Source organism: Streptomyces sp. NPDC006207 (assembly GCF_040613835.1).
Lineage (GTDB): Bacteria > Actinomycetota > Actinomycetes > Streptomycetales > Streptomycetaceae > Actinacidiphila.
The window spans coordinates 1-24,081 of sequence record NZ_JBEXSX010000053.1 but is presented as its reverse complement, the minus strand read 5'-3'; the positions used below and the strand labels follow the sequence as shown (position 1 = coordinate 24,081).

General features: G+C 71.2%; 18 protein-coding genes and 2 pseudogenes. 10 read left to right on the top strand and 10 right to left on the bottom strand.

The features are described 5' to 3' along the window. Positions 1-29: 29 nt before the first annotated feature. Positions 30-746: a response regulator transcription factor gene (locus ABZ312_RS32730; protein WP_500439337.1), complete on the top strand. Its 717-nt coding sequence runs from the start codon at positions 30-32 to the stop codon at positions 744-746. Further along, complete coding sequence (locus ABZ312_RS32725; RefSeq protein ID WP_500439336.1) at positions 743-2,533, top strand: sensor histidine kinase; 1,791 nt, start codon at positions 743-745, stop codon at positions 2,531-2,533. Before ABZ312_RS32730 ends, ABZ312_RS32725 begins: the two co-directional genes overlap by 4 nt. A gap of 52 nt (positions 2,534-2,585) precedes the next feature. On the opposite strand, the gene ABZ312_RS32720 is transcribed toward ABZ312_RS32725, so the two are convergent. Then, the gene (locus ABZ312_RS32720; RefSeq protein WP_500439335.1) at positions 2,586-2,930 is read right to left on the bottom strand and encodes a hypothetical protein; all 345 of its coding nucleotides are present in this window, start codon (positions 2,928-2,930) and stop codon (positions 2,586-2,588) included. Here ABZ312_RS32720 and ABZ312_RS32715 point away from each other — a divergent pair. Continuing rightward, complete coding sequence (locus tag ABZ312_RS32715) at positions 2,905-3,489, top strand: SDR family NAD(P)-dependent oxidoreductase (protein WP_500439334.1); 585 nt, start codon at positions 2,905-2,907, stop codon at positions 3,487-3,489. The genes ABZ312_RS32720 and ABZ312_RS32715 overlap by 26 nt on opposite strands. A gap of 953 nt (positions 3,490-4,442) precedes the next feature. Then, complete coding sequence (locus ABZ312_RS32710) at positions 4,443-6,392, top strand: N-acetylmuramoyl-L-alanine amidase (protein WP_500439333.1); 1,950 nt, start codon at positions 4,443-4,445, stop codon at positions 6,390-6,392. Positions 6,393-6,502: 110 nt separating this feature from the next. Here ABZ312_RS32710 and ABZ312_RS32705 read toward each other — a convergent pair whose 3' ends face one another. Further along, positions 6,503-6,937 carry a VOC family protein gene (locus ABZ312_RS32705; protein ID WP_500329206.1) on the bottom strand — a complete coding sequence of 145 codons (435 nt, stop codon included), beginning with the start codon at positions 6,935-6,937 and terminating at the stop codon, positions 6,503-6,505. 413 nt (positions 6,938-7,350) lie between these two features. Between ABZ312_RS32705 and ABZ312_RS32700 the strand changes: the two genes are divergently transcribed. Next, a complete protein-coding gene (locus tag ABZ312_RS32700) occupies positions 7,351-8,382 on the top strand; it encodes an AraC family transcriptional regulator (RefSeq protein WP_500329207.1) in 1,032 nt (343 codons plus the stop codon). 13 nt (positions 8,383-8,395) lie between these two features. Here the strand turns inward: ABZ312_RS32700 and ABZ312_RS32695 are convergent, their stop codons facing one another. From ABZ312_RS32695 to ABZ312_RS32685, 3 genes are all read right to left on the bottom strand, one after another. Continuing rightward, on the bottom strand, positions 8,396-8,923 hold the full coding sequence (locus tag ABZ312_RS32695; RefSeq protein ID WP_500329208.1) for a YbhB/YbcL family Raf kinase inhibitor-like protein: 528 nt from the start codon (positions 8,921-8,923) through the stop codon (positions 8,396-8,398). A 19-nt stretch (positions 8,924-8,942) separates the two neighbouring features. Continuing rightward, the gene (locus ABZ312_RS32690) at positions 8,943-10,337 is read right to left on the bottom strand and encodes an NADP-dependent succinic semialdehyde dehydrogenase (protein WP_500439331.1); all 1,395 of its coding nucleotides are present in this window, start codon (positions 10,335-10,337) and stop codon (positions 8,943-8,945) included. A gap of 74 nt (positions 10,338-10,411) precedes the next feature. Further along, a complete protein-coding gene (locus ABZ312_RS32685; RefSeq protein WP_500439330.1) occupies positions 10,412-12,613 on the bottom strand; it encodes an FUSC family protein in 2,202 nt (733 codons plus the stop codon). Positions 12,614-13,090: 477 nt separating this feature from the next. Here ABZ312_RS32685 and ABZ312_RS32680 point away from each other — a divergent pair, with 477 nt between their 5' ends. Next, entirely contained in the window at positions 13,091-14,143 is a 1,053-nt protein-coding gene (locus ABZ312_RS32680) for an NAD(P)-dependent alcohol dehydrogenase (RefSeq protein WP_500329211.1), read from the top strand. A gap of 349 nt (positions 14,144-14,492) precedes the next feature. On the opposite strand, the gene ABZ312_RS32675 is transcribed toward ABZ312_RS32680, so the two are convergent. Both ABZ312_RS32675 and ABZ312_RS32670 read right to left on the bottom strand, forming a co-directional pair. After that, positions 14,493-15,404 carry an NAD-dependent protein deacetylase gene (locus ABZ312_RS32675; protein WP_500439354.1) on the bottom strand — a complete coding sequence of 304 codons (912 nt, stop codon included), beginning with the start codon at positions 15,402-15,404 and terminating at the stop codon, positions 14,493-14,495. 588 nt (positions 15,405-15,992) lie between these two features. Next, positions 15,993-19,817 (bottom strand): S8 family serine peptidase, encoded by a 3,825-nt coding sequence (locus ABZ312_RS32670; protein ID WP_500439329.1) that lies wholly within the window; start codon positions 19,815-19,817, stop codon positions 15,993-15,995. Between the two features lie 441 nt (positions 19,818-20,258). Between ABZ312_RS32670 and ABZ312_RS32665 the strand changes: the two genes are divergently transcribed. Then, positions 20,259-20,807, top strand: coding sequence for a GNAT family N-acetyltransferase (locus ABZ312_RS32665; RefSeq protein WP_500329222.1), 549 nt, complete (start codon positions 20,259-20,261; stop codon positions 20,805-20,807). A 115-nt stretch (positions 20,808-20,922) separates the two neighbouring features. Here ABZ312_RS32665 and ABZ312_RS32660 read toward each other — a convergent pair whose 3' ends face one another. After that, on the bottom strand, positions 20,923-21,582 hold the full coding sequence (locus tag ABZ312_RS32660) for a hemerythrin domain-containing protein (protein WP_500329213.1): 660 nt from the start codon (positions 21,580-21,582) through the stop codon (positions 20,923-20,925). 289 nt (positions 21,583-21,871) lie between these two features. Here ABZ312_RS32660 and ABZ312_RS32655 point away from each other — a divergent pair. From ABZ312_RS32655 to ABZ312_RS32645, 3 genes and pseudogenes are all read left to right on the top strand, one after another. Then, a pseudogene (locus ABZ312_RS32655) lies at positions 21,872-22,267 on the top strand (SDR family oxidoreductase); the annotation flags it as partial. 56 nt (positions 22,268-22,323) lie between these two features. Further along, positions 22,324-22,824, top strand: coding sequence for an SMI1/KNR4 family protein (locus ABZ312_RS32650; protein ID WP_500439328.1), 501 nt, complete (start codon positions 22,324-22,326; stop codon positions 22,822-22,824). Between the two features lie 130 nt (positions 22,825-22,954). Continuing rightward, entirely contained in the window at positions 22,955-23,365 is a 411-nt protein-coding gene (locus tag ABZ312_RS32645) for a cupin domain-containing protein (protein WP_500329215.1), read from the top strand. A gap of 106 nt (positions 23,366-23,471) precedes the next feature. On the opposite strand, the gene ABZ312_RS32640 is transcribed toward ABZ312_RS32645, so the two are convergent. Both ABZ312_RS32640 and ABZ312_RS32635 read right to left on the bottom strand, forming a co-directional pair. Then, entirely contained in the window at positions 23,472-23,978 is a 507-nt protein-coding gene (locus ABZ312_RS32640) for an MEKHLA domain-containing protein (RefSeq protein ID WP_500329216.1), read from the bottom strand. Further along, positions 23,971-24,081 (bottom strand): annotated as a pseudogene (locus tag ABZ312_RS32635) (ketol-acid reductoisomerase); the annotation flags it as partial. The gene ABZ312_RS32640 and the pseudogene ABZ312_RS32635, both read right to left, overlap by 8 nt.

Here is a 24,081-nt window from a genome sequence, read left to right as displayed (position 1 = left end):
CGCCACTTGGCCTACTTATACTCCCGGTCATGAGCGCCCACATATTGGTTGCCGAGGACGACGAGAAACAGGCGGAGCTGCTGCGGCTCTATCTCGAGCACGAAGGGCACTCCGTGACCGTCGTCCACGACGGGCGCGCCGCTCTGGAGGAACTGCGCCGCAATCCCCCGCAGCTCCTCGTGCTGGACGTGATGATGCCGAGGGTCGACGGGCTGGACGTCTGCCGCATCCTGCGCCGCGAGTCCGACCTGCCGGTCCTGATGGTGACCGCCCGCTGCACCGAGGACGACCTGCTGCTCGGCCTCGACCTGGGCGCCGACGACTACATGGCCAAGCCGTACAGTCCGCGGGAGCTCACCGCCCGGGTGCGCACCCTGCTGCGCCGTGCCCGCCCCGCCGCGCCCCGCGTCCCCGGACCGGAACCCGAACCCGAACCCGATCCGGTGCTGACCGTCGCCGGCCTGAGCATCGACCCGTCCCGGCACCAGGTCACCTGCGACGGCGCCCCCGTGGACTGCACGCCCGGGGAGTTCCGGCTGCTGGAGACGCTCGCCGCCCAGCCGGGCCGGGTCTTCACCCGGGAGCAGATCCTCGGGCACCTGCACGGCACCGGGCGCTACTTCACCGTGCGGACGGTCGACACGCACGTCATGAACCTGCGCCGGAAGATCGAATCCGATCCCGCCCGGCCTGTGCGCCTGCTGACCGTCTACGGTGTCGGCTACGTCCTGTCCGACAGCGCGTGAACGCCCGCTTCCACCGCAGCCTGGTCGTGCGGCTGCTCGCGCTGTCGGTGCTGATCTCCGTGTGCTCGATCGCGGCCACCGCCTGGCTCGCGGTCCGCACGACCGCCCGGGCGATCCGGCAGGAGCAGGGCCAGGCCATCTCGGACGACTCGCGGATCTACGAGGCCCTCGTCGCCAGGGCCGCCACGCACGGCGACTGGCAGGGTGTGCAGGCGCTGGTGGACGGCCTCGCCCGGGAGACGGGACACCGTGTCGTCCTCACCACCCAGGACCGCCGGCCGATCGCCGACTCCGACTCCGACTCCGGCCCGAGGGCCCCGTTGCCCGACCGGGCGTCGGCGACCGTGGACGCGCTGTCCGTCGACGCCGGCATCTCGGGCTCCCCTGGCCGCGACCGCATCGACTCCCGCGCCGTCGGCCCGTTCCGCCTGACACCGGCGGAGCGCACGGAACTGACCGCCCTCGCGCAACGCCGCGTCAACTGCCTCGACCAGATCCCGGGCATTCGCGCCACCATCGCCACGGCCCCCAACGGACGACCCCGCGTGGACGCGCCGGGCTACAGCGGAAGCAGGTGCGCCAACGAGGCCCTGGACCGCCCCACCCGCACCGAGGCCCGTGCGCTCGCCCAGCTCGACACCCTGGTCGGCACCTGTCTGAGCCGCCGCGGCAGCGGTCCGGTACGGCTCGCGCCGGACCTGACCTGGACGGGCACGGGAAGCCGTACCCCCGTGGACGATCAGCTGGTCCCCTCGTGCCTGGACAGCGCCCGCCGCGAGCAGCTCGCCTCGTACGTCGCCCCGGCCGCCCTCTTGTTCATCGGCTCCCCGGACCAGGCCGCCGCCGTCTCGCCGTTCGACCTGTCCGCACCCAACCGCCTCCGCATGGCCGCGGTCGTCGGCAGCGTGCTCCTGCTCACCGTCGCCGTCACCGTCGGCCTGGGCCTCCGGTTGGTCAGGCCGCTGCGGGCCCTCACTGCGGCCGCCCACCGCATGAAGGCGGGTGACCTCGCCGCTCGCGTCCAGGTGACCGGCAAGGACGAGATCGGCCGGCTCGCCGAGGTGTTCAACGAGATGTCCCGGCACCGCGCCGAGCTGGAACGGCTGCGCACCGAGATGGTCGGTGACATCGCCCATGAGCTCCGCACTCCGCTGAGCAACATCCGCGGCTGGCTCGAAGCCGCCGACGACGGCGTCGTCCCGGCCGACCGCGCCCTCGTCGGCTCGCTCCTCGAGGAGGCGCTGCTGCTCCAGCACGTCGTGGACGACCTCCGGGACCTCGCCGCCGCCGACGCCGGAGCGTTGCAGCTCCAGAAGGTGCCGTGCGACGTCGCCGAACTCCTCCAGCAGGTCGTCACCGCCCACCGCGGACGCGCCGACCACGCCGGCGTCGTCCTCTGGGCCGAGGACGGGGGCGGCCTCGGCGCCGTCGACGCCGACCCGGTCCGCCTCCGTCAGGCTGTGGCGAACCTCGTCTCCAACGCGGTCCGCCACACCCCGTCGGGCGGCACGGTCACGATCCGGGCGCGCCGGGAGGACGACACGGTCGTCATCGCCGTGGCCGACACCGGCGGCGGAATCCGGCCCGAGGACCTGCCCCGGGTCTTCGACCGCTTCTGGCGTGCCGAGAAGTCCCGCAACCGCGGTACGGGCGGCAGCGGTCTCGGTCTTGCCATCGTGCGCAACCTCGCGCACGCGCACGGGGGTTCCGTCACCGCCGAGAGCACCTACGGCGAGGGCTCGCTGTTCACGCTGCGTCTGCCGGCCGGGGGTGGGCGTCGGCGTTAGGCGTCCGTACGGGCCGTTCCCCCTCCGGACCGGGCGGAGCCGAACGGCGCCTTCACGTGCCGTTCGCCGCCAACGCCTCGACACCCGCGCGCAGGAAGGTCATGGCCACGACGACGTCGTCACGTGTCGGCGTGGGGCCGAGGGACGAGCACAGCGCCGCCGCCGCGGCGGCCGTCATGCGGGCGTCCCTCTCGTCGGGAGGCGTGTCCATGTCCTCGACCAGACGACGTGCCCCGGTCTCGACGATCTCGGCCATGCGTGCCTTGTGGGGGCCCAGGAGCTGCGGGTTGAGCGCGAGCATGCGCTCGGTGAGTGCGCTCAGCTCCTGCGGGCGGTCCAGTTCGCCGTACAGCCAGTGCTCGACGGCGTCGATGATGCTCCAGCCCCGGGGGAACAACGTCTTCTCGTCGCCGGACCTCGGGGCGTGGCTCGGCAGGCCGTTCTGGGAGTTGCCGCTCGCCCCGTGGGATCAAGTGCTGGACATCGGCACACGGTCGCACTACGTGGCGAGCGTCCGTGCGGCACCGCTGTTGTTCACGGCGGGCCGGGGGCTGATCGTCAACATCTCGTCGGCAGGCGCACGCCAGTACTCCCACACCACCGCGTACGGCGTGGGCAAGGCCGCGCTCGACAGGATGACGGCGGACATGGCCGTGGAACTGCGCTCGCGGGAGGTGTCCGTGGTGTCGGTGTGGCCCGGCCTGGTCCGGACCGAGTTGGTCGACGCCGCCGCGCGCGCGACCGGCCACGGCCGCAGCGAGATCGAGCTCCCGGGCGAGGGCAGGTTCGACGTGGGCGCGGCGGAGTCGCCGCGTTTCGTCGGGCGGGGCGTGGTGGCGCTGGCAGGCGATCCCGCGGTACGGGACCGCTCGGGATCCGCGGTGTCGACGAGCGACCTCGCACTCCACTACGGCTTCACCGACGTGGACGGCTCCATGCCGTCCGCCGTGCAGTAATCCGTGCCACTCCGGCCCGGTCGGGTCGTGGCGTCAAGGTTCTATACAGCACCGCGCTTCACCTGATCGGATGGTGGAGCCGTTACGCGGAATGCCCCGTGCACTGTCGTGGCGGCGCTTCGCCGAGTGTGCGCAAGCGGAAAGTCAGTGGGGAAGGTTCGTCGTGTCCGGCATCGTCAAAGAGAACACCGCCGCAGTCGTACCGTTTCGGCACGATCCACGCGAATCTCGACGCTGACGGTTTCGGCGACCGAATTGACCCTTGGCGGCCGGTCACATGCCGGCCGGCCGCCAGGAGTTGCAGGGGTTGACGCCTCTCCGGCCACGGCAGGGTCGGCTCAGCCGACGCCCGCTCATCCCGCCCTCCCCAGGGGCCGGAGATCGTCGTGCCACCTGCACGGCAGAGGGCCCGCAACACCACTGCGGCGTTGCGGGCCCCTGATGGCGCACGCGCGACGTGCCGCAGCTGCGGTCGAGGGCGGCCACGGGTGCGAGCCCGCTCCCCCGTGCGCCGCGGCACCTTCGCACAAGCCCCCCGACGTCCGGCGTCCATGTCGTGCCCGCCGGACGTCGGGGACCAAGAAATGTCATCTGCGTGCCTCGTGGCAGGAATTACCGGCGGGGATGGACAAATGACGCCCGCGTGCTCTCGGCGAACTGACGGCATGAAAGGCCCAACCGGTCTGCCCCTCAAAAGGATTCACGCCATGTTCACAACTTCCGGGAATTCCGCCGGCAGCACTGTCTTCTTTGATTCCGTCCGCCGCGCTCTGCTAGCGTCACCAACCGTCCTCAGGTCGATTGCGAGCGAACGCCGGACGCGGTTCGGCGCCGACAGACGGCAGGCACACCTCCGTAGGGAGTCCGGAGTGCCTCGCAGAACGGCTCATGCCGTGTCAGTCAGCTCGCCCACAGGGCGACATGACCGTCTCAGACACACTCGGGAATAATTGATGACGACAGAGAGAACGACTCGCCGGCGGCATGCCGAACGGCGTCGGCCCGTGCTGCTCGCGGCCGCGGCACTGGCGGTGGCCGGTGCGGTGGCGGTGCCGGTGGTGGCACAGGCGACAGGCGAGAACTCCCCCTCCGCCTCCACGCGGCAGGCCGACTTCACGGCCGCGGCCGCGGAGTTCGACGTACCGGAGCAGGTGCTGCTCGCGGTGGCGTACCAGGAGTCGGCGTGGGACGCGCATGCCGGGCAGCACAGCACGGATGGCGGCTACGGGCCGATGCATCTCACGGATGTCACGCCGTCGATGCTCTCCGCCGGTGACGCCGGCATGGCCGGCCGGGCGGACGTGGCCGAACTGGCCGCGGACCCGGCGCTGCACACGCTCCAGGCCGCGGCGAAGCTCACCGGCCTGTCCGTGAAGGACCTGCGCGAGAACGCGACGGCCAACATCCGTGGCGGGGCCGCCCTGCTGGCGTCGTACCAGGAGGCGACCGGCGGGAAGGCTTCGACGGATCCGGACGACTGGTACGGCGCGGTGGCCCGCTACAGCCAGTCCACGCAACGGCAGGGCGCCCGGGCGTTCGCCGACCGGGTCTACGCCACGCTGAAGAAGGGCGCGAAGCGCACCACGGCCGACGGTCAGCGGGTGGCACTGGCGGCCGGGCCGGGAGTGACCCCGGCCACCGGCCAGCTGGACCGCCTGCGCCTGACCTCGGCGGCGACGACGGACACCGAGTGCCCCACCACCGTGGACTGCACCTTCGTGCCGGCCGCCCCGTCCAACGGCCAGGTGTCCGACCGCCCGGCCAACGGGATCCGGATCGACTCGATCGTCATCCACGACACCGAGTCCTCGTACGAGTCGGCGATCGCCACGTTCCAGACGGCGGGCGGGAGTTCCGCGCACTACGTGATGCGGTCCGCCGACGGTGCGGTCACGCAGATGGTCCCCACGAAGGACCTGGCGTTCCACGCGGGCAACTACTCCACCAACATGCACTCCATCGGCATCGAGCACGAGGGCTACGCCGCGCACGGGGCGACCTGGTACACCGAGGCCCAGTACGAGGCCACGGCGGAACTGGTGACCTACCTGGCCGAGCGCTTCGACATCCCGCTCGACCGGCAGCACGTCATCGGTCACGACAACGTTGTCGGCCCGACGTCGGCGACCGTGTCGGGCATGCACTGGGACCCGGGACCGTCCTGGGACTGGGAGCACTTCATGGCCCTGGTCGGCGCCCCGCTGACCGGCAGGCACGGTGTCGGCCAGGTCGGCAGCGTCGTCACCATCGCCCCCGGCTTCGCCGGCAACCGGCAGACCGTCCAGATCTGCCCGTCCGACGACCCGACCGGCGCCACGCCTGCCTGCACGGACGTCGAGCAGCCCGCCAACTTCGTCTACCTGCACACCGCGCCGGACGACACCGCGCCGCTCTTCGGCGAGCAGTCCATCCACCCCGGCGCCGCCGGGACGAACCGGATCAACGACTGGGGCAGCACCGCCCAGGCCGGCCAGCAGTTCGTGGTCGCCGGCAAGCAGGGCGCCTGGACCGCGATCTGGTTCAGCGGCAGCAAGGTCTGGTTCCACAACCCGAAGGGCCGGAACACCGTCCCCGCCCACGGCGTGACCGTCGTCAAGAGCGGCAGGACCTCCGACAGCCCGCCGGTGAAGGTCTACGGCTCCAGCTACCCGGACGCCGCGGAGTACCCGGCCGGGTACGGCGCCTCCACCCAGGCCCCGCTGAGCATGTACAGCATCCCGTCCGGCCAGGCGTACGTCGCCACCGCGCCGCCCGCCCTGACCGACGACTACTTCAAGGCCGACGGCAAGGTCGTCTTCGGCGCCAAGAAGATGTTCACCATCCAGTACAACCACCGCACCGCGCTGGTCTACGAGGGCGACGTCACCGCCAAGCGCCCGGTCAACCCTCCCAGCCACGGCTGACGCACGGCACGGCACCGCATCCGTGGTGGTGTCCGGGGCATCCGCGCCGCGGACACCACCACGCGAGCTCGTCGCGCGGCCCGTCCAGGCCGTCGCCGTACGGGCGTCCGTCAGGCGAGGGCGAGGAACTCGAGCTGGAGGTTGTCGGGGTCGCGGAACACGACGGTGGAGTAGGCGAACGGCTCGGTCTCGTCCCTGATGGGTGTGTGCGCGATGCCCAGCTCGTCGAGCCAGGTCATCCAGGACTCGAGGTCGGTGCGGGAGCCGACCTGGAACGAGATGTGGTCAAGACCGGTCCGGGATTCGAGGAAGCCCTCGTGCTGGTTCCCCGTGTTCTTGTGCAACCCGATCACCAGGCCGGAATCCGGGGTGACCAGCAGCACCCCGTACCCCGTCGATTCCCGGTAGAGGTGGTTGAACCTGTAGTCGACGCGTTCGGCGCTGAACAGCCGCTGGTACCAGTCCAGGCTGTCCTCCAGGTTGGACACGGTGAAGGAGAGGTGGCGGACCCCGGTGATCCTGGGGCCGGCGATGACCTGGGCCATGGCATACCTCCGGTAGCGAGTGCTGGGCCCCTCCGTCGCGGCGTCCGCGACGGGCACGAGCCGGCGCCGCCCGAGAACGGGACGCGAAAGAGCCGATGTTCCCTATGGATCGATTGTCGGCGGGCGCCGCTTGGGGGTGCAAATCGTGTGGGATTCGGCATGGACGGCCTGCGGCAGCACACAAGGCCCTCTGGAAATGCGTGCCACGCCATGGAAGATCCGTGCCACGGACGTACCGGATCCATTCCGCGGGGCGCGTGGCGAGTTGTTGAATTCCGAACCAGTAGTACACTCGAACACGCACGCATCGGTTGGCAAGGCATCGATCGCTCGGCACCTCCGGTGGAGGATCGCGAAGCGATCGTGAGAGGGTGCAGGTGGAATACGAGCGATCGGCAGGCTTGGCGACCGCCATGCCGAGTCCCGACAGCACCATCGCCTACCGCGCCGGAATGCGCCTCACCGCCGAACAGGCGGAATCCTCCGAGCGGCATTTCCGCCACCGGGAACACAACCCTTTCGGAGAGCACGGTCCGTTCTCACACCTCACACGCCTCGCCGTCCCGCACTCCGCCGCTTCTCGCGGATTTCGCTTCGACGCACGTGGCCAGCTCATCGACGGATTGCTGTCCGCCCAGGTCTACGTCGATTCCCTGACAGGGGTTTCCGGGAAGAACCTGCCCCAGGATCCGATCGTCGCCGACGTGGTGACCTCGGGCTGGATCGAGTTCCTGGCGGGCAAGAAGACGTACTACGTCAAACCAGGACAGATCTGCATCCGCGACACGAAGTCCTCCTGGCGGTTCTCCTGTTCGTCGGCCACGAATGTGCACGTCATCTCCATCCCGCGTCACCTGGTGCTCCCGCACGTCGGATCGGGGAAACAGCTGGGCCAGGCTTACGTCGCCGACACCTCGGCGCCCGAGGTGCGGTTCCTCCTCAACTACCTCGAGGCGGTGCGGAGCAGCAGCCGGGAACTGGAGACGTCGGACACAGCACGGCGCATGGCGCGTGACGCCTGCGCGACCCTGTTCTCGGGCATCTTCTCGGAACGTCCCGGTTCGGCGCTCGACGACCACCCCGGGGCCATCGTGGCGGCCGCCAGGAACGTCATCGAAAGGCATCTCGAAAGCGGAGACCTGTCTCCGGCGATGGTCGCCCGGCACGTGGGAGTGTCCCTTCGGACACTGCACCGGAGCTTCTCGGCCGCGGACGACTCCGTGATGGCCTGCGTCCGCAGGCGGCGTCTGCAGAAGGCCCACGACGAACTCGTGGACCCGGACACCACGGCCGGGATCGCCGAGATCGCGGCACGCTGGCGCTTCTCGGACACCAGTCACTTCATCAGGAACTTCAAGTCGGGCTACGGGGCCACTCCCGCCGCGTACGTGCGGGACCGCCGAGCCGCCGGCGGTGGCGACGATCCGGGCCGCGGCATCCTGTAGGCCCCGGGCCCTGTCATCGTTCGAAGGTGCCGTACATGGTCGCCCGCGCGATCGCGTGCGTGAACAGCTGGAACTCCATGAGGGCGGGTGCCGTCGTCTCGGACACGTCCAGCTTCTCCACGTCGACGGCGTGCACCACGAGGAAGTAGCGGTCCGGGCCGTTGCCCGGAGGTGTCGCCGGACCGAGGTACCTCCGGTAGCCGGCGTCGTTGGGCAGCGTCACCGCGCCGCCCGGCAGCGCGCTTCCGTCTCCCGCCCCGGCCGGCAGGTCGGTCACGGAGGCGGGGAGGTTGGCCACGGCCCAGTGCCAGAAGCCCGAGGCGGTGGGCACGTCGGGGTCGAACATCGCGACCGTGAAACTACGGGTCCCCTCGGGGAAGCCGGACCAGCTCAGCTGCGGTGAGACGTCCGATCCGCCCGCCCCCAGGATGCCGCTCACGTGCTCGCGCGCCAGTTGCCCGCCGTCGGCCAGGGACTGCGAGGTCACCGAGAAGCCCGGGATCGGCGGCATGAAGTCGTAGGGGGCATAGGGCTTGATCATGACGGTCCCTCGCTTTCTGCTACGACGTGCCGGCGGCACCGCCGCCGATCCAGACGGTCTTGGCGTTCATGAACTCGCGCATGCCCAGGTCCGACAGTTCGCGTCCGTACCCGCTGCGCTTCACTCCGCCGAAGGGGATCTCCGGGTAGCTGGTCGTGTTGCCGTTGATGAAGGCCATGCCCGACTGCACGTCACGTACGAACAGCGCCCGGTCCGCCTCGTCCTCGCTCCACAGGTTGGAACCCAGCCCGTACGGGTGGCCGTTGGCGATCCGGAGTGCCTCCTCCAGCGAGGACACCCTCCACACCTGCGCCACCGGGCCGAAGACCTCCTCGTGGAACATCTTCATGTCGGGAGTAATGTCGGTGAGCACCGTGGGAGGGTAGAACCAGCCGGGCCGGGCCGGTCGTTCCCCGCCCACCAGCACCGTCGCCCCCTTACTCACGGCATCGTCCACGTAGGCCTCCACGTCACGGCGGCCGGACTCGGTGGCCAGCGGGCCGACGTCGGTCCCGTCGTCCATCGGGTCCCCCACGACCAGCGCGCCCATCTTCGCGACGAACATCCCGATGAAGGCCTCGGCGATGTCCGCGTGGACGAAGAACCGCTTGCCGTTGATGCACGACTGCCCGTTGTTGAGGCACCGTGCCCTGACCGCGGCGTCGGTGGCCCGCTCCAGGTCCGTGGACGGCATCACGATGAAGGGGTCGGAACCGCCGAGTTCGAGGACCACCTTCTTGATCTCGTCCCCGGCGATGGCGGCCACCGACCGTCCCGCGGTTTCGCTGCCGGTGAGCGTCGCGGCCGCCAGGCGCTCGTCCCGCAGCACCTGCTCGACCCGTCCGGAGGAGATCAGCAGGGTCTGGAACACGTCGTCCGGGAAGCCCGCGTCACGGAACAGCCGCTCCATGTAGAGAGCGGTCCGGGGCACGTTGGAGGCGTGCTTGAGCAGGCCCACGTTGCCCGCCATCAACGCGGGCGCGGCGAACCGCATCGCCTGCCACAGCGGGAAGTTCCACGGCATCACCGCCAGGACCACACCGAGCGGCTGGTAGGTGACGTACGTCTGCCGCGCGCCGACGCTCGGGCCGTCACCGGTCCGGTCCCGCAGGAACGCGGGTGCCTCGGCGGCGTAGAAGCGCAGCCCGCGCACGCACTTGACCACTTCCTCCCGGGCGGACCGGAGCGTCTTGCCCATCTCCGTGGTGAGCAGCCGGGCGACGGCGTCGGCCTCCTTCTCCAGGTGGTCGGCGGCCTGTTCGACCCATCCCGCTCGCTGCTCCGGTGTCGTCAGGCGGTACGACGCGGCCGCGGCGGCCGCCCGGGCCAGTTTGTCCTCGAGTTCCCCGGGGGTGAGTTCGTCGAACCGCTCGAGGACCTCGCCGGTCACGGGGCTGATCGTTGCGATGGCCATGCTTCCACGCTAGGACCGGCCAATCCGACCGGCAATTCAGGCCGGCCCTCGAGGCATCCGGCGTCGCGGGGACGTCAGCGCCACGGGGAGGTCGTCGTACCGGCCGCCGTGCGCGGCGAGCGGGCAGCGCCGATCGCGCGCCGCAGACTGGCCAGCCAGATGGCGGCGTCCACGGCGTAGTACAGCAGCGGGTCGGGGGCCCGGCCGGGCGACGCGAGGCAGACGTCGTGGATCACGGTGGTGTCGGCCGGGGCGTCGTCGGTGGTGCCGTCCGCGGGGGCGGCCTGCTCCTCGCCCGAGCGCAGTGCGTGGCTGAACGGCAGCGTGGACAGCCGGAGCCTGTGGGCGGCGTCGCGTAGGTGCGTGGCACTCCGCGGCCAGGCGGACAGCGCGCCCGGCGGGCAGTTGTCCAGCAGGACCTGCCCCATCGTGATGACCCGGTTGCCCACCAGCATGATCACCTGGAAGTCGGTGTCGGAGGACGCCCCCGCGCGCCGCGGGGGGTGTCGTTCGGTGGCGTACTCGGCGTAGCTCGCCTCCGCGATCCGCTGCGCGAGCCTCGCCCTGGGCAGGGCGTCGGTGACCCGCACGCCCTCGGTGATGGTGCCGGTCACGTCCGTGACCGCGCGGGTGCCCTCGTCCAGCACGCGCGCGCAGGCCCTCCGCAGCTCCCCGGTGCCGCCGTGAGGCCACGCGAGCAGTCCGACGACCGCACCGATCAGCGCCCCGGCCAGCACGTCCAGCACCCGGGCTGCCGCCAGCTCGGGCCCGCTGGGGGCCACCTGCGCGAAGGCCGCCGCCACGGTGAGGGTGAAGAACGCCTGCCCCCATCCCGGACCCAGCACCGTGCCCGACGCGAACGCCAGCAGCATGCAGGGCGGCAGCATCACCGTGTACACGGCCGGCGCGTCCGCGGCGAAGTGCAGGATCAGTGCCGCGACGACCGCCCCCGCGAGTGTCCCGCGCAGCGCGGGCCGCAGAGCGGTACGGGTGTCGGCGGCACTCGTCCGCATCACGGTCAGGGTCGTCAGCAGCGCCCAGAAGCCGTGCGCCAGGCCCAGCTGGCCCACGACCAAGCGCGCCGCCGCAAGGGCCACCGCGATGCGCACCGCGTTCTGGAAGCACACCGACCGCGGGGTGAGGTGGGCCAGCACCCGCCGGTAGTACAACTCCGCCGTCGACCGGCCCGCGTACCAGAACGCGCCCCGTACCTCCGGCGACGCGGTCCCGGCGGGCACCGGGGCGCCCAACGCGATCCGGGTCGCCGCCACCACCAGGTCCGCCGTGTGCCTGATGTCGAGGGCGATCGCGCCGTTCCGCACCATCGTCGCCGAGTCCGTGCCCGCCTCGCGCGGTTGGCCGCGGTGCGACTCGAACGCCCGCACCGCGTCGCCGCACAGGGCCGGCATCGGCGGCGGTGCCTTCCCCGTCAGGGCCCGCGCCACGTCCTCGCACGTGGCGGCGGACGCCAGCAGCAGCCCCTTCGCGACGGGTTCGCTCAGTGCCGCCCCCTCGGCCGCCGACTCCTCCAGCTGCCGTGCCTGCGCCAGCAGATGCCGCATGTGCCCGGCGCCCTCGGACAGCGCCCGGTCCCGCGCCGACGCCGACACCGGACGCTCGTCGGCGGGTACGTGACTCATGCGCAGCGCCTGCGACACCTCCAGCAGCAGCGCCGGGTCGGAGCGCCGCGGCGGATCCGCCGCCAAGCCGTACAGGGCACCGGCGGCCACCTGCCCCGCCCGCGCCAGCCGGTCGTGGTAGCGGCCCGGACGCGCCGCCGGCCACAGCCACAGCTCGGCGGCCGCCATCAAGGCCATCCCGGCGACCAGGCCCGTGAGCCGCAACCCCAACGTCGAAGGCGCGTACGGCGGGAAGCACGGCAGGATGTAGAACAGCTGCAGCCCGTTGGCCAGCCCGACGAACTTCGGCCCGCCGACCCCGCTGTACGTCACGAGGAACCCCACCACGAGCATCCCCAGCGCCGCCGCCCACCCGTACGCCGCCAGCCATGTACCGAGCGTCACCAGCGCCATCGCGAGCGGCAGCACCGCCAGCAGCGTCACCGCCCGCTGACGCGGCGTCCCCGGCACGGACGACAACCCACCCGCCGCGACGGCACCGAAGAGGGCGTAGATCGCGACCGTCCGGTCGCCCAGCCCGTACCGCGCGGCATAGAACCCCGCGCACGCGACCACCGTGACGCGTGCGGCACGGCGTACCGCGGCCAACCCGGGATCCCGGGCCCGCAGCCACTCCGTCCAGCGCCGCACTCCCACCGGTCAACCGTAGGCCTCGGTGGGTGGCCGGGCGACCGCGCGCCTGCTCGGCGGACGTCGAACGTCCCGCCGGCGCCGGCGACGCACAGCGGCACAGGCCCGCTCCAGCGCGCCGGTGCCGCCGTGCGACCACGCATCCGGCGTGGCACTCCCATCCACCAACCGTAGGTCCCGGCCGGGCAGCGGGCCACCGCGCGAACGTGCGGTACCGCGGTGCCGCCGCTCCCGCCCGGAGGGCGTGAAGTGGCACGCACATTCAACCGAGTTGCGGTCAGCGACCGGACGGCGACGGATCGCACTCCCCCGCCCTCGGCTCCGGATGCGCGGCGTCGGCTGGCGCAGGACCCTGGAGGTATCCGAAGCGGAGCGGCGGCCACCTCGACCGGCGCAGCATTGCGAGATCGTCACGCTGCACCGGCACGTAGTGCTGCCCGCCGGCGAAAGCGAGGCACCCCCATGCAGATGCAAGCAGCTCGGATGCACGGGTACAAGGAGCCCCTGCGCATCGAAGACGTCCCCATGCCCGACCCGGCACCGGACGAGATCCTGCTGAAGGTCGCCGCGACCGGCATGTGCCGCAGCGACTACCAGCTCCTCAACGGCTACTTCGAGGGACCGTTCCCCGTGGACCTCCCCTACATCCCCGGCCACGAGGTCACCGGCCGGGTGGCGGGGATGGGCAGCGCCGTACCGAAATCGGTGGGCTACTCCGAGGGCGACATGGTCGTGGTCAACCCCAGCTGGGGCGACGGCACTTGCCGCCAGTGCCGGGAGGGCAACGAACAGCTGTGCAGCGGCAACGGCAGGTGGGTGGGCTTCGGACCTCCCGGAGGCTTCGCCGAGTACATGGCCGTGGAATGCCGACACGCGATCCCCGTCTCGGAGAACGCGGCGAAGACGCCCGAGGTCCTCGCCCCGATGACCGACGCGGGCATGACCCCGTACCGCGGGATGCGCAAGCTCCGGGACACCGGCAAGCTCGGCCCCGGCCGTACCGTCGCCGTCACGGGCATCGGGGGCCTGGGCAGCTACGCAGTCCAGTACGCGAAGCTGCTCGGCGGCGGAGCGACCGTGGTGGCCCTCGCCCGCAAGGACGGCAAGCTGGACGTGGCGAAGGAGAACGGCGCCGACTACGGGATCAACGTCCGCGACAAGTCCACCGAGACCATCCAGGACGAGCTGGAACAGCTCACCGGCCGCAGGACGATCGATGCCATCCTGGACTGCGTCGGCAGCAACGCGTCCATCTCCATGGGGTTCGACCTGCTGGGCCCCGAAGGGGTACTGGCGGCCGTCGGCCTCATGAGCCACCACGTCGAGCACAAGCAGTTCCCCTTCGTGGGGACGGAACTGACCTACATGGGCTCCTTCTGGGGCAACCATCTGGACCTGGTCGAGGTGCTCTCCCTGGCCGAAGCCGGCCTCGTCAAGCACAACGTCACCAAAGTCAGGCTCGAGGACATCAATGACAACCTCGAGGCCCTCGGCCACGGCGACGTCATCGGCCGCCAGGTCATCGTCTTCGAATGACGCCCGCGCGCCCGCGCGGTAGGTAGGCCGGCCCGCCGACGGCACGGCTCACGTGCGCGCCGCCCGCCTGTTTCAGGTGGGCGGCAGCGTCTTGTCGGTCGCCGTCAGATAACCGAACACCTCCTCGGGCCGCCCTCGTGGGCGGCCGCCGCGCCGAAGAACGGATTTCCGTGGGCGGTGTTCTCGTGCGCCTGCGAACGTGCCTCGTCCGCGAGGGCGTTGATGAGCCCAGCCGACCACGTATCGGCTGAGCCGGTTCGTGGCGGCACCCTGACGATTGGTCCTGTGGTGGGCGGGCCGGACGGGCGCGGTCGCCCGGCGGGATCACCGGCAGGTCGTCAACGGAACGTCAGCAACCCGCCGGAGCCGCCGCCTGACCGTCGACGGGGAGGTCCAGCCGGCCGGCCACGGAGGTGAGGGCCGTTCCCAGCGGGAGCTCGACGCGGGCGAGGGCGTACTGGTCGCCGCGGGTCGGGTCCCGGTTGACGATGAGCACCGGCTTCCCGGCCTGGGCCGCCTGCCGGACGAACCGCAGCCCGGACATCACCGTCAGCGACGATCCCAGCACCAGCAGCGAGGACGCCTCACGGACCAGCTCGCGGCACCGCTCGACCCGTCCCGGCGGAACGGCCTCGCCGAAGAACACCACGTCCGGCTTGAGGACGCCGCCGCAGACCGTACAGGGCACCACACGGAAGTCCCCGACCTGGTCGTCGGTGAGGTCGGCGTCACCGTCCGGATTGATCCCCGCGGCCACCGGCTCGAAGCCGGAGTTGGCCTCCTCCAGCCGCCGGGCGAGTTCGCCGCGCGGGCTGAGGGCGCCGCAGGAAAGGCAGACGACCCGGGCCAGGCTTCCGTGGAGCTCCACCACGTCGTCGCTGCCGGCGGCCTGGTGCAGGCCGTCGACGTTCTGGGTGATCGCACCCGAGAGCAGGCCGTGCCGCCCGAACGCGGCCACCACACGGTGCCCGGCGTTGGGGCGGGCGCGGCCGAAGGTCCGCCAGCCCAGGTGGCTGCGCGCCCAGTACCGGCGCCGGGCCTGTGCGCTGCCGGTGAAGTCCTGGTAGGTCATCGGGGTGTGCCGGCTCAGGCTCCCGCCCTCGCCGCGGTAGTCGGGGATGCCCGACTCCGTGGAGATGCCCGCCCCGCTGAGCACCAGCACCCCGCCGGCCCTCAGCGCATCGGCGACCGGCTCCAGATCCGTGGTGCCCGGTGGTAGGTCCTCGGGAAGGGTCCAGCTCAGGGTGGGGCGCATGCGCATGCCGCAAGGGTACGCAACGGCGTTCCCCAACGCGTCCTGCGCCTGCTCCAGCGGGAAGCGGTGGGTGACGATCACGGCGAGCGGGAACCGCTGATGGCACATCCGGGTGATCCGGATCGTGTCGTACACGTGCCGCGGGGTCGGCAAGACGCCGATGACGCGGATGTTGGCGCCGCGCCCGTCCGTGATCTCCAGGACGGCGGCGGCCCGCTCGTGCTCGTCGGTCTTCGTCACGTCGATCGTGGTCGTGGCGGCGAGGCCGACCGGCCCCGAGCCCTGGACGATGACGTTCTGCCCGTACCGGATGCCGCCCAGCCGGTCCGGGGCGTGCGGCACCGTGGGCATGGCACAGCCGAGCGCGACGAGGGCCACGGCCGGGACGTCCGGCGGGATCTTGACATGGACCGTCTCGACGGCGACACGCCCGCCGCGCTGGCCGACTGGTTCGAGGGGCTGGCATCCCGCTTGGACTGAGCCGCCCCACCGCCCACGCCCCACGGCGAACGGCGGGTGCCGGGGGTCGTACCCCCGGCACCCGCCGTGATGGCTCGGCCCGCGCCTCCGCGGGGTTGCCGCGGAGGCGCTTGCTCACTTACCGAGCAGGTAGGCCCGTTCCACGGTCTGCTGCACCGTGTTGCCCGCCTTGTCGGAGGCCGTGACCCGCAGGGTCACGTACGCACCCTTCCGCTGGTCGCCCGGGCGCTCGATGGTCGCGGTGAACCGGTTGTGGCCGCGGTCCTCGACACGGACCCGTCCGTTCCAGCTCTTGCCCTCGTCGAAGGACGCCTCGACCTTGAGCTTGACCCCGGTGGGGGCGGCCAGCCCGTCCTGGTTCCGGACGGTCAGGGCGAGTTCGTGCCGCTTCCCGCCGTCGACGGTGTTCCGCACGTCGGCCGGGACACCGTAGTCGACCTGGAGGAGGGGCAGCAGGGTCTCCTCGGCCGCGGTGTCCGAGCGGAAGCCCCAGGACGTGAAGGTCCTCGTACCGGTCCGCCAGTACTCGGTGTCACGTCCGGTCGTCAGCTCCAGACGGTAGCCGGCCCGGCCCGCGGGGACGGCGAAGTTCCCCCAGGCGCCCGCGGACTCGCCCACCTTCTTGCCATCGCGGTAGAGGACGGCCGTCACGCTGTCCCCCTGGGGGTAGGTCGGGTCGTCCAGCGTTCCGGGCGCGCTACCGACCCTCCCGATGCCGCCGCCGGCGGCGGGTTCCTGCTTGCGGGCCCAGTGACCCGCCGCGTCGGTGTACTCCGGGATCGCCACGCTGAACAGGTCACCGGTGCGGACGGCCGGACGGCTCCAGCCGCGCGGGATCGACGGCCGCACCACGGCCTCGTACCACTCCTCCGAGGCCTTCTCACCGGTCTTGAAGGTGCGGGGGGTGTCCCGCAGACCGGACTGCAGCGCACCGCTGTAGAACAGGTCGGGGCCGGCCATGAAGTCCACGTAGTGCATGAACTGCGTGTCCCCGGAGGTGACGTACTCCGTGCGGGTCTTGCCCGTCGGCGCCCAGCGCGAGGTCTCCCAGGCGACCTGCGCGTAGGGTCGCCAGCTGAACCGCTGCTCGCTCGTCCAGTGCAGTGTGCCGTTGTCCGCGTAGGAGGCCTTCACCTGCGCGGTGTTGCGGTCCGTGACGGTGTACGTCACGTTCTGCGGGATCTGCTGCTGCCAGTTCGCCGCGATGTCGTACAGGTACGGGCTCTCGACCGTCCCGGAGACGTCGACGACGGCCTTGTGCTTCTTCATGTACTGCAGCAGCTTGGCGCCGTCGTCCCCGGTCATCCGGATGACGGGCACGACGGAGCGCGTGTCCATCGGCTTCCAGCTGGTGTAGGCGAGGAACCCCTGGGGCAGGACGATCACGACGCCCTTCGCACCCGCCTTCGCGGCCGTCTCCGCCAGGTCGTACCCGTCCATCGCGTAGTCGTCGCGGATCACCGCGAGCTTGCCCCGCACGGTGGCGGGCCGCAGGTCCGGCTTGTCCCTCGTCCCGGCGTCCACGGCGACGAGCCGCTCACCGTCGGGGTCGAACGGCGTGGACTGCTTGGCGTAGAACGACTCCAGGTCGAAGTCCGCCCCGCGGACCTCGGTGATGAGGTCGGGAGCCGTCATCTCCCAGCGGGAGTTGAACTCGAACTCGCCCTCGGTGACCTTGGACGTGGGGTTCACCCACAGGTCGACGTCCCCGCCGCCGTCCTCGTAGTAGATGCCCATGGTCTGCTCGACGCCGTCGATCTTCCGGTACATCTGGTACGTCAGGTTGTTGCGGCGCTCGGCGGGCTTGGGCGTGCGCACCTGCACCGGCTTGGCCTTGCGCGCGTCCAGGGTGACGGTGGTGTCCTTGGTGACCTTCACCTCGGGATCGATCACCTGGATCACCCGGACGCCGTCGCCGCCGTCCTCCGCCAGCGTGCCGCCGATCAGGTAGGTGCCCTCCTCGACCTGGGCGACCCCCGAGTCGGTGAACTGGACCTCCGTGTCCCCTCCGAAGACGTCCAGCAGGGCCCATGCCGTGGGCTCCCCCTCCAGCCCGAGGGAGTCGATGGTCAGCTTGTGCATCGGAGCGCGCACCCACAGGCTGAGCGTGGTGTGCACCGACACGCCGCCGGTGGACGTGGCGGTGACGTAGCCGTAGTAGCTGCCGCGGCCCGCCTTCGCCGGGTCGACGCCGACCGGCACCTCGACGGTCGCGCCGGGGGCGACGCGGACGGTGTCAGGACCCAGCGTCAGCGCCTGAGCGGGGAGTTCCTTGCCGCCCTTGGCCTTCAGCGCCGCACGCAGGCTCAGCGAGATCTCGTCGCCGGAGTTGTTGGTGTAGCGGATCACCCCGGCCCGCTGCACCGGCGATGCGTCCCGGTCGAACGGGCCCAGGATGATCGTGCCGGTGGCGGTGACGGGGGACGTGAACGCCGCCTTGACGTCGACGCGTCCGCCGCCCTGCTCGGTCGGCACCTGGCCGGACACCGTGTGGGACGTGCTGATCAGCGCGTCCTTGAGCTGCTCACCCGTCCAGTCGGGGTGCTGCCCGGCGATCAGGGCCGCCGCACCGGCCACATGGGGCGTGGCCATGGATGTACCGCTTGCCGCGATGTACTGGTCGTCGACCGGTTCGCCCATGGTCGTGCCGGCGGCGCGGGCGGCGACGATCCCGACGCCCGGAGCGGTGATGTCCGGCTTGGCCGCCTTGTCGCCGAAGCGCGGGCCACGGCTGGAGAAGGAGGCCAGCGAGTCGTCGCGGTCGACCGCGCCGACGGTGAGGGCGGCGTCGGCCGCGCCGGGCGAGCCCACCGTCATCTCACCGAGCTCGCCGGTGTTGCCCGCGGCGACGACGAAGAGCGCGCCGCTGCTGCGGGAGATCTCGTTCACCGCCTGGCTCATGGGGTCGGTGCCGTCGGTCTGCATGTCTGCGCCGAGGCTCATGTTGACGACCCTGGCGCCCTGCGCCGCGGCCCACTCCATGCCCGCGATGACCTGGGACTCGCTGCCGGAGCCGTCGTCCCCGAGCACCTTGCCGATCAGCAGGTCGGCGCTGGGCGCGACGCCCTTGCGCAGGCCCGCGGAGGCGGCCCCGCTGCCGGCGGCGGTGGCGGCGACGTGCGTACCGTGGCCGAAGTGGTCCTGGGTCGAGCCGCTGTCGCTGAAGTCCTTCGCCTCGCTGACGCGGCCCGCGAGGTCCGGGTGCGTCTGGTCGGCGCCGGTGTCGAGGACCGCGACCTTGACGCCCTCGCCGTGGAAGCCGGCCGCCCATGCGGCGGGCGCGTTGATCTGCGCGGTGCTGCGGTCCAGCGTGGGACGCACCTTGTGGTCCAGCCAGACCTTCGGGGTCTCGGCCGCAGCGCTGGCCACGGACGCACCCGCCGAGGGCGCGAGTTGCTTCCAGAACGCGGCGAGGTCCTTGTCGGCCACGCGCAGCGCCTGGGCGTCGATGCTCGGCAGTCGCCGCGGCTCGGCCGAGTCGTCCTGGAACTTCGCGAGGGCGTCCGCCCGCTTGGCGGCGGCACGCGCCGAGCCCTTGGGCGCGGACACGATCAGGGGCAGGGCGTCGGTGTGCGCCTCGTCGTACCCCTGGGCCACCAGGCCCGCGACGTCGAACAGCCCCTCGTCCAGCTGCCCCGTGCGGACCAGCACGGCCGCGTCGGAGGGCAGCACCGTCAGGGCGCCGCCCTTCTCGGTCATCTGGAAGAAGACGTCCTCCCGGCCCGGCGCGCGCTGCACCGACGCCGTCTTCTTGCCGTTCGGCGCGTCGCTGACGGTGACCCGGTCGCCGGTGATCAGGCGGACGGTGGTCGCGCGGTCGTGGGTCGCCGGCGTACCTGCACCGGTCTCCGACGGGGACTGGGCTGCAACGGGCGTGATCGCACCCGTCGCCACCGTCGCCGACATCGCTATCACCGCCCAGAGGCGGATGCGTCTCATTGGTGTCTACAGCCTTTCTGTCAACCCGGCATCCGGGCAGGGCGCCTGAGAGTGGGCGTCATGACGCGTCGTGGTGAACCCGGCCGTGTTCGACGGCGCTGCAGGTTCGGGCCGGGGATCGCCGCCGCCGGGCACTCCCGTGCCGGGAGCAAACCCCCTGTACAACTGCGGTTCACCGGACCTTCGGAATCATGCGTCGCACCAACCGGGCCTGTCACCGATCCCGCCTGGCACAACTGGGCCATGTCCCAACGGCGACACGGGGCTTTCTCCGACATGTCCCGGAAACGGCGGAGGTACCCCTGGGGGGCGCCGCTTGGGTTCGCGAGTCCTGGGCCGTCCGACCCGACAACGTACCCGGGGGACCGGGGGGTGCGTCGGAAAATGATCACTCTCGTGACCTTCTCTTCGGCAGAGGCCTAGCATGGCCGCATGCCCCACATGCCCCACATGCCGTCGCGAGTCGAACTGCGCCCGCTCACCCTCGCCGACCAGGATGAGTTCTGCTCGCTCGTGAGGGCCAGCACCGAGCTCTACGGGCCGTGGATGCAACTGCCCGCGACCGCCGAGGCGTTCCAGGACTGGATGCACCGCTTCGACGACGGCACCAACCTGGGCTTTCTGGTCCGCGTTCCGGACACCGGTGCGGCCGCCGGCACGGTCAACATCAACTCGATCATCCGGGGCCGCTACCAGGGCGCGTCCCTCGGTTACGCGGCTTTCGCCCCGTCTGCGGGGCGGGGTTACATGACCGAAGGGGTCGCCGCAGCCATGCAGCACGCCTTCGAAGACCTGCGCCTCCACCGGCTGGAGGCCAGTATCCAGCCGGCGAACAAGGCGTCCTTGGCCCTGGTCCAGCGCCTGGGCTTTCGCTACGAGGGTCTGTCCCCCGACTACCTCTACATCAACGGGGCCTGGCGCGACCACGAACGGTGGTCCATCACCGCACCATCCCCGTGGACGCCCGATCCTTCCCTTCCCGAGGTCTAGGCACCATCGGAATCGGACCGGGACCGTCCACGAACACGCCGACGGCGGTCCCGCCGTCGGGGCCCGGAGCGGGCACTCGAAGCGGAGCCGCCGTGGGCCGCCCGGGCAAAGGGTGTCAGTCGCCGATGCGGGGCGGGGTGCCGGTGCCGTACACGCGCTCGGCGTGGGCGGCGTACGCGCGCCCGGCGGCGTCCGTCAACGCCGAGCGGTGCGCCTCGGGCAGCTCCGCGAGGAGCGCCTCGACGACCTCGGGGTCCGCCTCGTACATCGCCATCCCGAGGGACAACGGCAGGACCTCCTGCGGTGTCCGGGCCATCCCGTGCTCACCGAGTTGCCTCCACTCGGCCGCGGTCACGTACTGCTCGGCGAGCGGGAGTACCTCCTTCTCCTCCAGTGCCAGGTGCTCCAGGAGTGCGGACAGCAGTCGGTCGAGTGCGGTCGCGAGGCGCCCGCCGTGCTCGGCGGTGGCGCGCCACCGGGGCAGCAGCCCGGTCACCTCTTCGTAGGTCTCCTCGATGGCGGCGTGCTGCTCCTCCATCGTGGGCACGATCGCCGTCGCCCGGTCGCCCCCGCGTTCGACCAGGCGCGGCCAGAGCAGCAGATCCTCGCCCTCGTGGTGCAGGTGCAGCAGGAAGCACACCTGCTCGGCGTGGGCACCGACCGTTCCGGCGCGCTCCACGTCGCCCGGCGCCACGTCGCGCACCAGTCGGGGAAGGAGGCGGAACTCCCGGCGCAGCATCGTGTGCGCCATGTACATGTCTCGGACATCCGCCATGGGCTCGTTCGTCTGCGTCACTTGAAACCTCACTCGCTGTGGCAACCACTTCGGGGGCCACTCTCGGTGGGCCGTCACCCTGGTACGCGCAACGGCCCGGGATCAACCGGATCGATACTTTTGAGGTCGCCTCCACCGACGGCGCCCTCCAGGCCATCGCCATTCCGAAAGCGGGACGGCGAGAGCCGTTTCGACAGCACGACCCGCGCAACCCTGTGCGTCATGTGCATTGCGTGGTGCGCCGGTTCATGTGCATTCGGCCGGCGACACCACGGCTCTCCGGTACCGAATGGCCGGTAAAGGTAGTTTAACGATAAACAACGCTTCCGGTCGCCCTGTACCTGGCCCTGAGAGTCCTAGGAACGCCAGGGCCCGTACCGGCCTTTCGGTGATCGCGCAGGCGTCATGGGGCCACCGGTGCGCCACTTCCGTTGCGGATTTCGCCGCGCCGGGCCACGCGGCCTACGGCGCGCTCAAGGGTGCGGTCGAAGTCCTGACCCTCTACCAGGCGAAGGAACCCGGGGAACGCGGTATCCGCGTCAACGCCATCGCACCCGGGGCCACGGCAACCGACGTCGGCGGTGGCGGCACGATGCGCGACGAGCGGGTGCGAACACGTATCAGCTCGCAGGTCGCCCTCGGCCGCATGGGCGAGCCCGAGGACGTCGGCGCGGCACTCGCCGCGCTGCTCTCGGAGCCTGTGACGCCAGGTCCGCGCCTGGAGGGGGCGTCGAGGCGGAGGTGCCCGGCTGGAGGACCGCTGGTCCCAGCAGCTCGGGGGTCGCGCCGGTCCGTCCCGATAGCCTGCCTGCTCACACGCACTGCGGCCGCTCCAGGCAGCCGCGGGGAAGGCGGCAGACGGTGGACACGTCCTCAGCCGAGATCGAGCAGGTGGAGCGGGCGCTCGGGGTTGCGTTGCCCGAGGATTACCGCACCTTCCTTGCAGTTCAGGGAGCTGTGTCCCGGTTCTTTCCTCCGGCGGACGACTTCCTGCAGCTCTTCCCGGCCGGTGACCTGATCGGCCTCAATGAGGCAGCGGAGCTCGCCGCGCGTCTTCCCGGCGCGGTGATCATCGGCGGTGACGGCAGCCGTGAACTGCTGGTCTACGACGTCCGGCAGCAGCATCCCTCTCTGTACACGGTGGACGTCTCCGCCGAGGGCTGGTCCGATGCCATCCACCAGGCCTCGTCCATCACCGAGTTCATGGCCCGGTTCTCCGAACAGGGCCGGCTCTGGGAGTAGGCGACCATCCGTCTGCGCATCACACGTTCCCTGGCGGCCGCGCTCGCCGCCGATCGAAGCCGGGCCCCTGTCACAGCCGGGGACGCCGTCTTGTCCTCACTGCGGACAGTCCACGTTGCTGGAGGAACACATGAGCGCAGACCACGCACACCTGCCCCCGGGCGTCGAGGTGATCGCGACCCTGCCGGATGCGCAGCCGCGGATCCCGCAGGGCTCCGAGGCCAGGACCATCCGGGTCACCCTGCAGCCCGGCGACGCCGGCGCGCCGCCGCACCGGCACCCCGGGCCGCTCTTCGGCTACGTCACCCAGGGCGAGATCCTCTTCGAGCTCGAAGGCCAGCCGCCCCGGGTGCTCAAGGCCGGAGACGCCCTGTTCGAGCCCGGCGGCGACGTCATCCACTACCAGGGCGCCAACAACCTCCAGGACGCACAGTCCCAGCTGGTGGTGACCATGTTCGCGCCTCCCGGCACCCCCGTGCTGACCGTGGTCGGCGCGGACGAGCTGGCCGAGCGGCGGCACCTGCGGTACAGCCCGTCCTGACGCCCGGGAGGGCGACGGCCTCGCCGCTCCGGGCACGTACGCAGGCGGAGCGGACTGTGCCCATCGGGACGTCCCGATGGGCACGGTTGCCGCCGTCACACGTGACCTAGTCCGCGGACGGTCCGGGTCCGACCGGGGGACGGAACACGGCGGCCTGTCCGTGGTGGGTTCCGTCGGAGTCCTCGAGGTTCCACATGCAGACGTCCTCGATCCGGAATATCCGGCCGTCCTTGTGCTGCCGCAGACCCTGGTACCCGTCGGCGTAGCCGCGTTCGTCCACCGATGCGAGCAGCGCGTCCCGGTCCTGCTGCGCGTCCGGCGCGGCCGACCGGCGCGACGGGAGGCCGATGAACTCCTCCCAGGTGTAGCCGAAGGACCGCTGCGCGGTGCGGTTGGCGTAGACGAACAGCGGGTCGGCCGACGTGTCGTGCGCCAGCAGCCCGAAGGGCGCCTCCTCGTAGAGCCACTGGGCCGCCTCGGCGTCCGATGCCCACACCGGCGGGCACAGGTGGACGCCCACCAGGCGGCGGTAGCTGTCGAGGAGGAGCGTGGCGAAGCGCGGATCCCCGCGCCGGTCGGACGGCGCGGGGATCCGCCGGGAGGGGTCAGTCACCGTTTTCGACCCAGCTCATGAGCTTGCGGAGCTTCTTGCCGGTGGTCTCCAGCAGGTGGTTCTCGTCGGCCTTCTTGTACTCGTTGTACCGGGGCAGGCCGGC

Coding starts and splice junctions, on each gene's coding strand:
- ABZ312_RS32705 (WP_500329206.1), bottom strand. CDS start 6,937: ATGGCCCAGGTCATCGCCGGCCCCAGGATCACCGGGGTCCGCCACCTC.
- ABZ312_RS32690 (WP_500439331.1), bottom strand. CDS start 10,337: ATGGCCATCGCAACGATCAGCCCCGTGACCGGCGAGGTCCTCGAGCGG.
- ABZ312_RS32710 (WP_500439333.1), top strand. CDS start 4,443: ATGACGACAGAGAGAACGACTCGCCGGCGGCATGCCGAACGGCGTCGG.
- ABZ312_RS32680 (WP_500329211.1), top strand. CDS start 13,091: ATGCACGGGTACAAGGAGCCCCTGCGCATCGAAGACGTCCCCATGCCC.
- ABZ312_RS32665 (WP_500329222.1), top strand. CDS start 20,259: ATGCCCCACATGCCGTCGCGAGTCGAACTGCGCCCGCTCACCCTCGCC.
- ABZ312_RS32715 (WP_500439334.1), top strand. CDS start 2,905: ATGATGCTCCAGCCCCGGGGGAACAACGTCTTCTCGTCGCCGGACCTC.
- ABZ312_RS32645 (WP_500329215.1), top strand. CDS start 22,955: ATGAGCGCAGACCACGCACACCTGCCCCCGGGCGTCGAGGTGATCGCG.
- ABZ312_RS32700 (WP_500329207.1), top strand. CDS start 7,351: ATGCCGAGTCCCGACAGCACCATCGCCTACCGCGCCGGAATGCGCCTC.
- ABZ312_RS32670 (WP_500439329.1), bottom strand. CDS start 19,817: ATGAGACGCATCCGCCTCTGGGCGGTGATAGCGATGTCGGCGACGGTG.
- ABZ312_RS32675 (WP_500439354.1), bottom strand. CDS start 15,404: ATGCGCATGCGCCCCACCCTGAGCTGGACCCTTCCCGAGGACCTACCA.
- ABZ312_RS32660 (WP_500329213.1), bottom strand. CDS start 21,582: ATGGCGGATGTCCGAGACATGTACATGGCGCACACGATGCTGCGCCGG.
- ABZ312_RS32695 (WP_500329208.1), bottom strand. CDS start 8,923: ATGATCAAGCCCTATGCCCCCTACGACTTCATGCCGCCGATCCCGGGC.
- ABZ312_RS32730 (WP_500439337.1), top strand. CDS start 30: ATGAGCGCCCACATATTGGTTGCCGAGGACGACGAGAAACAGGCGGAG.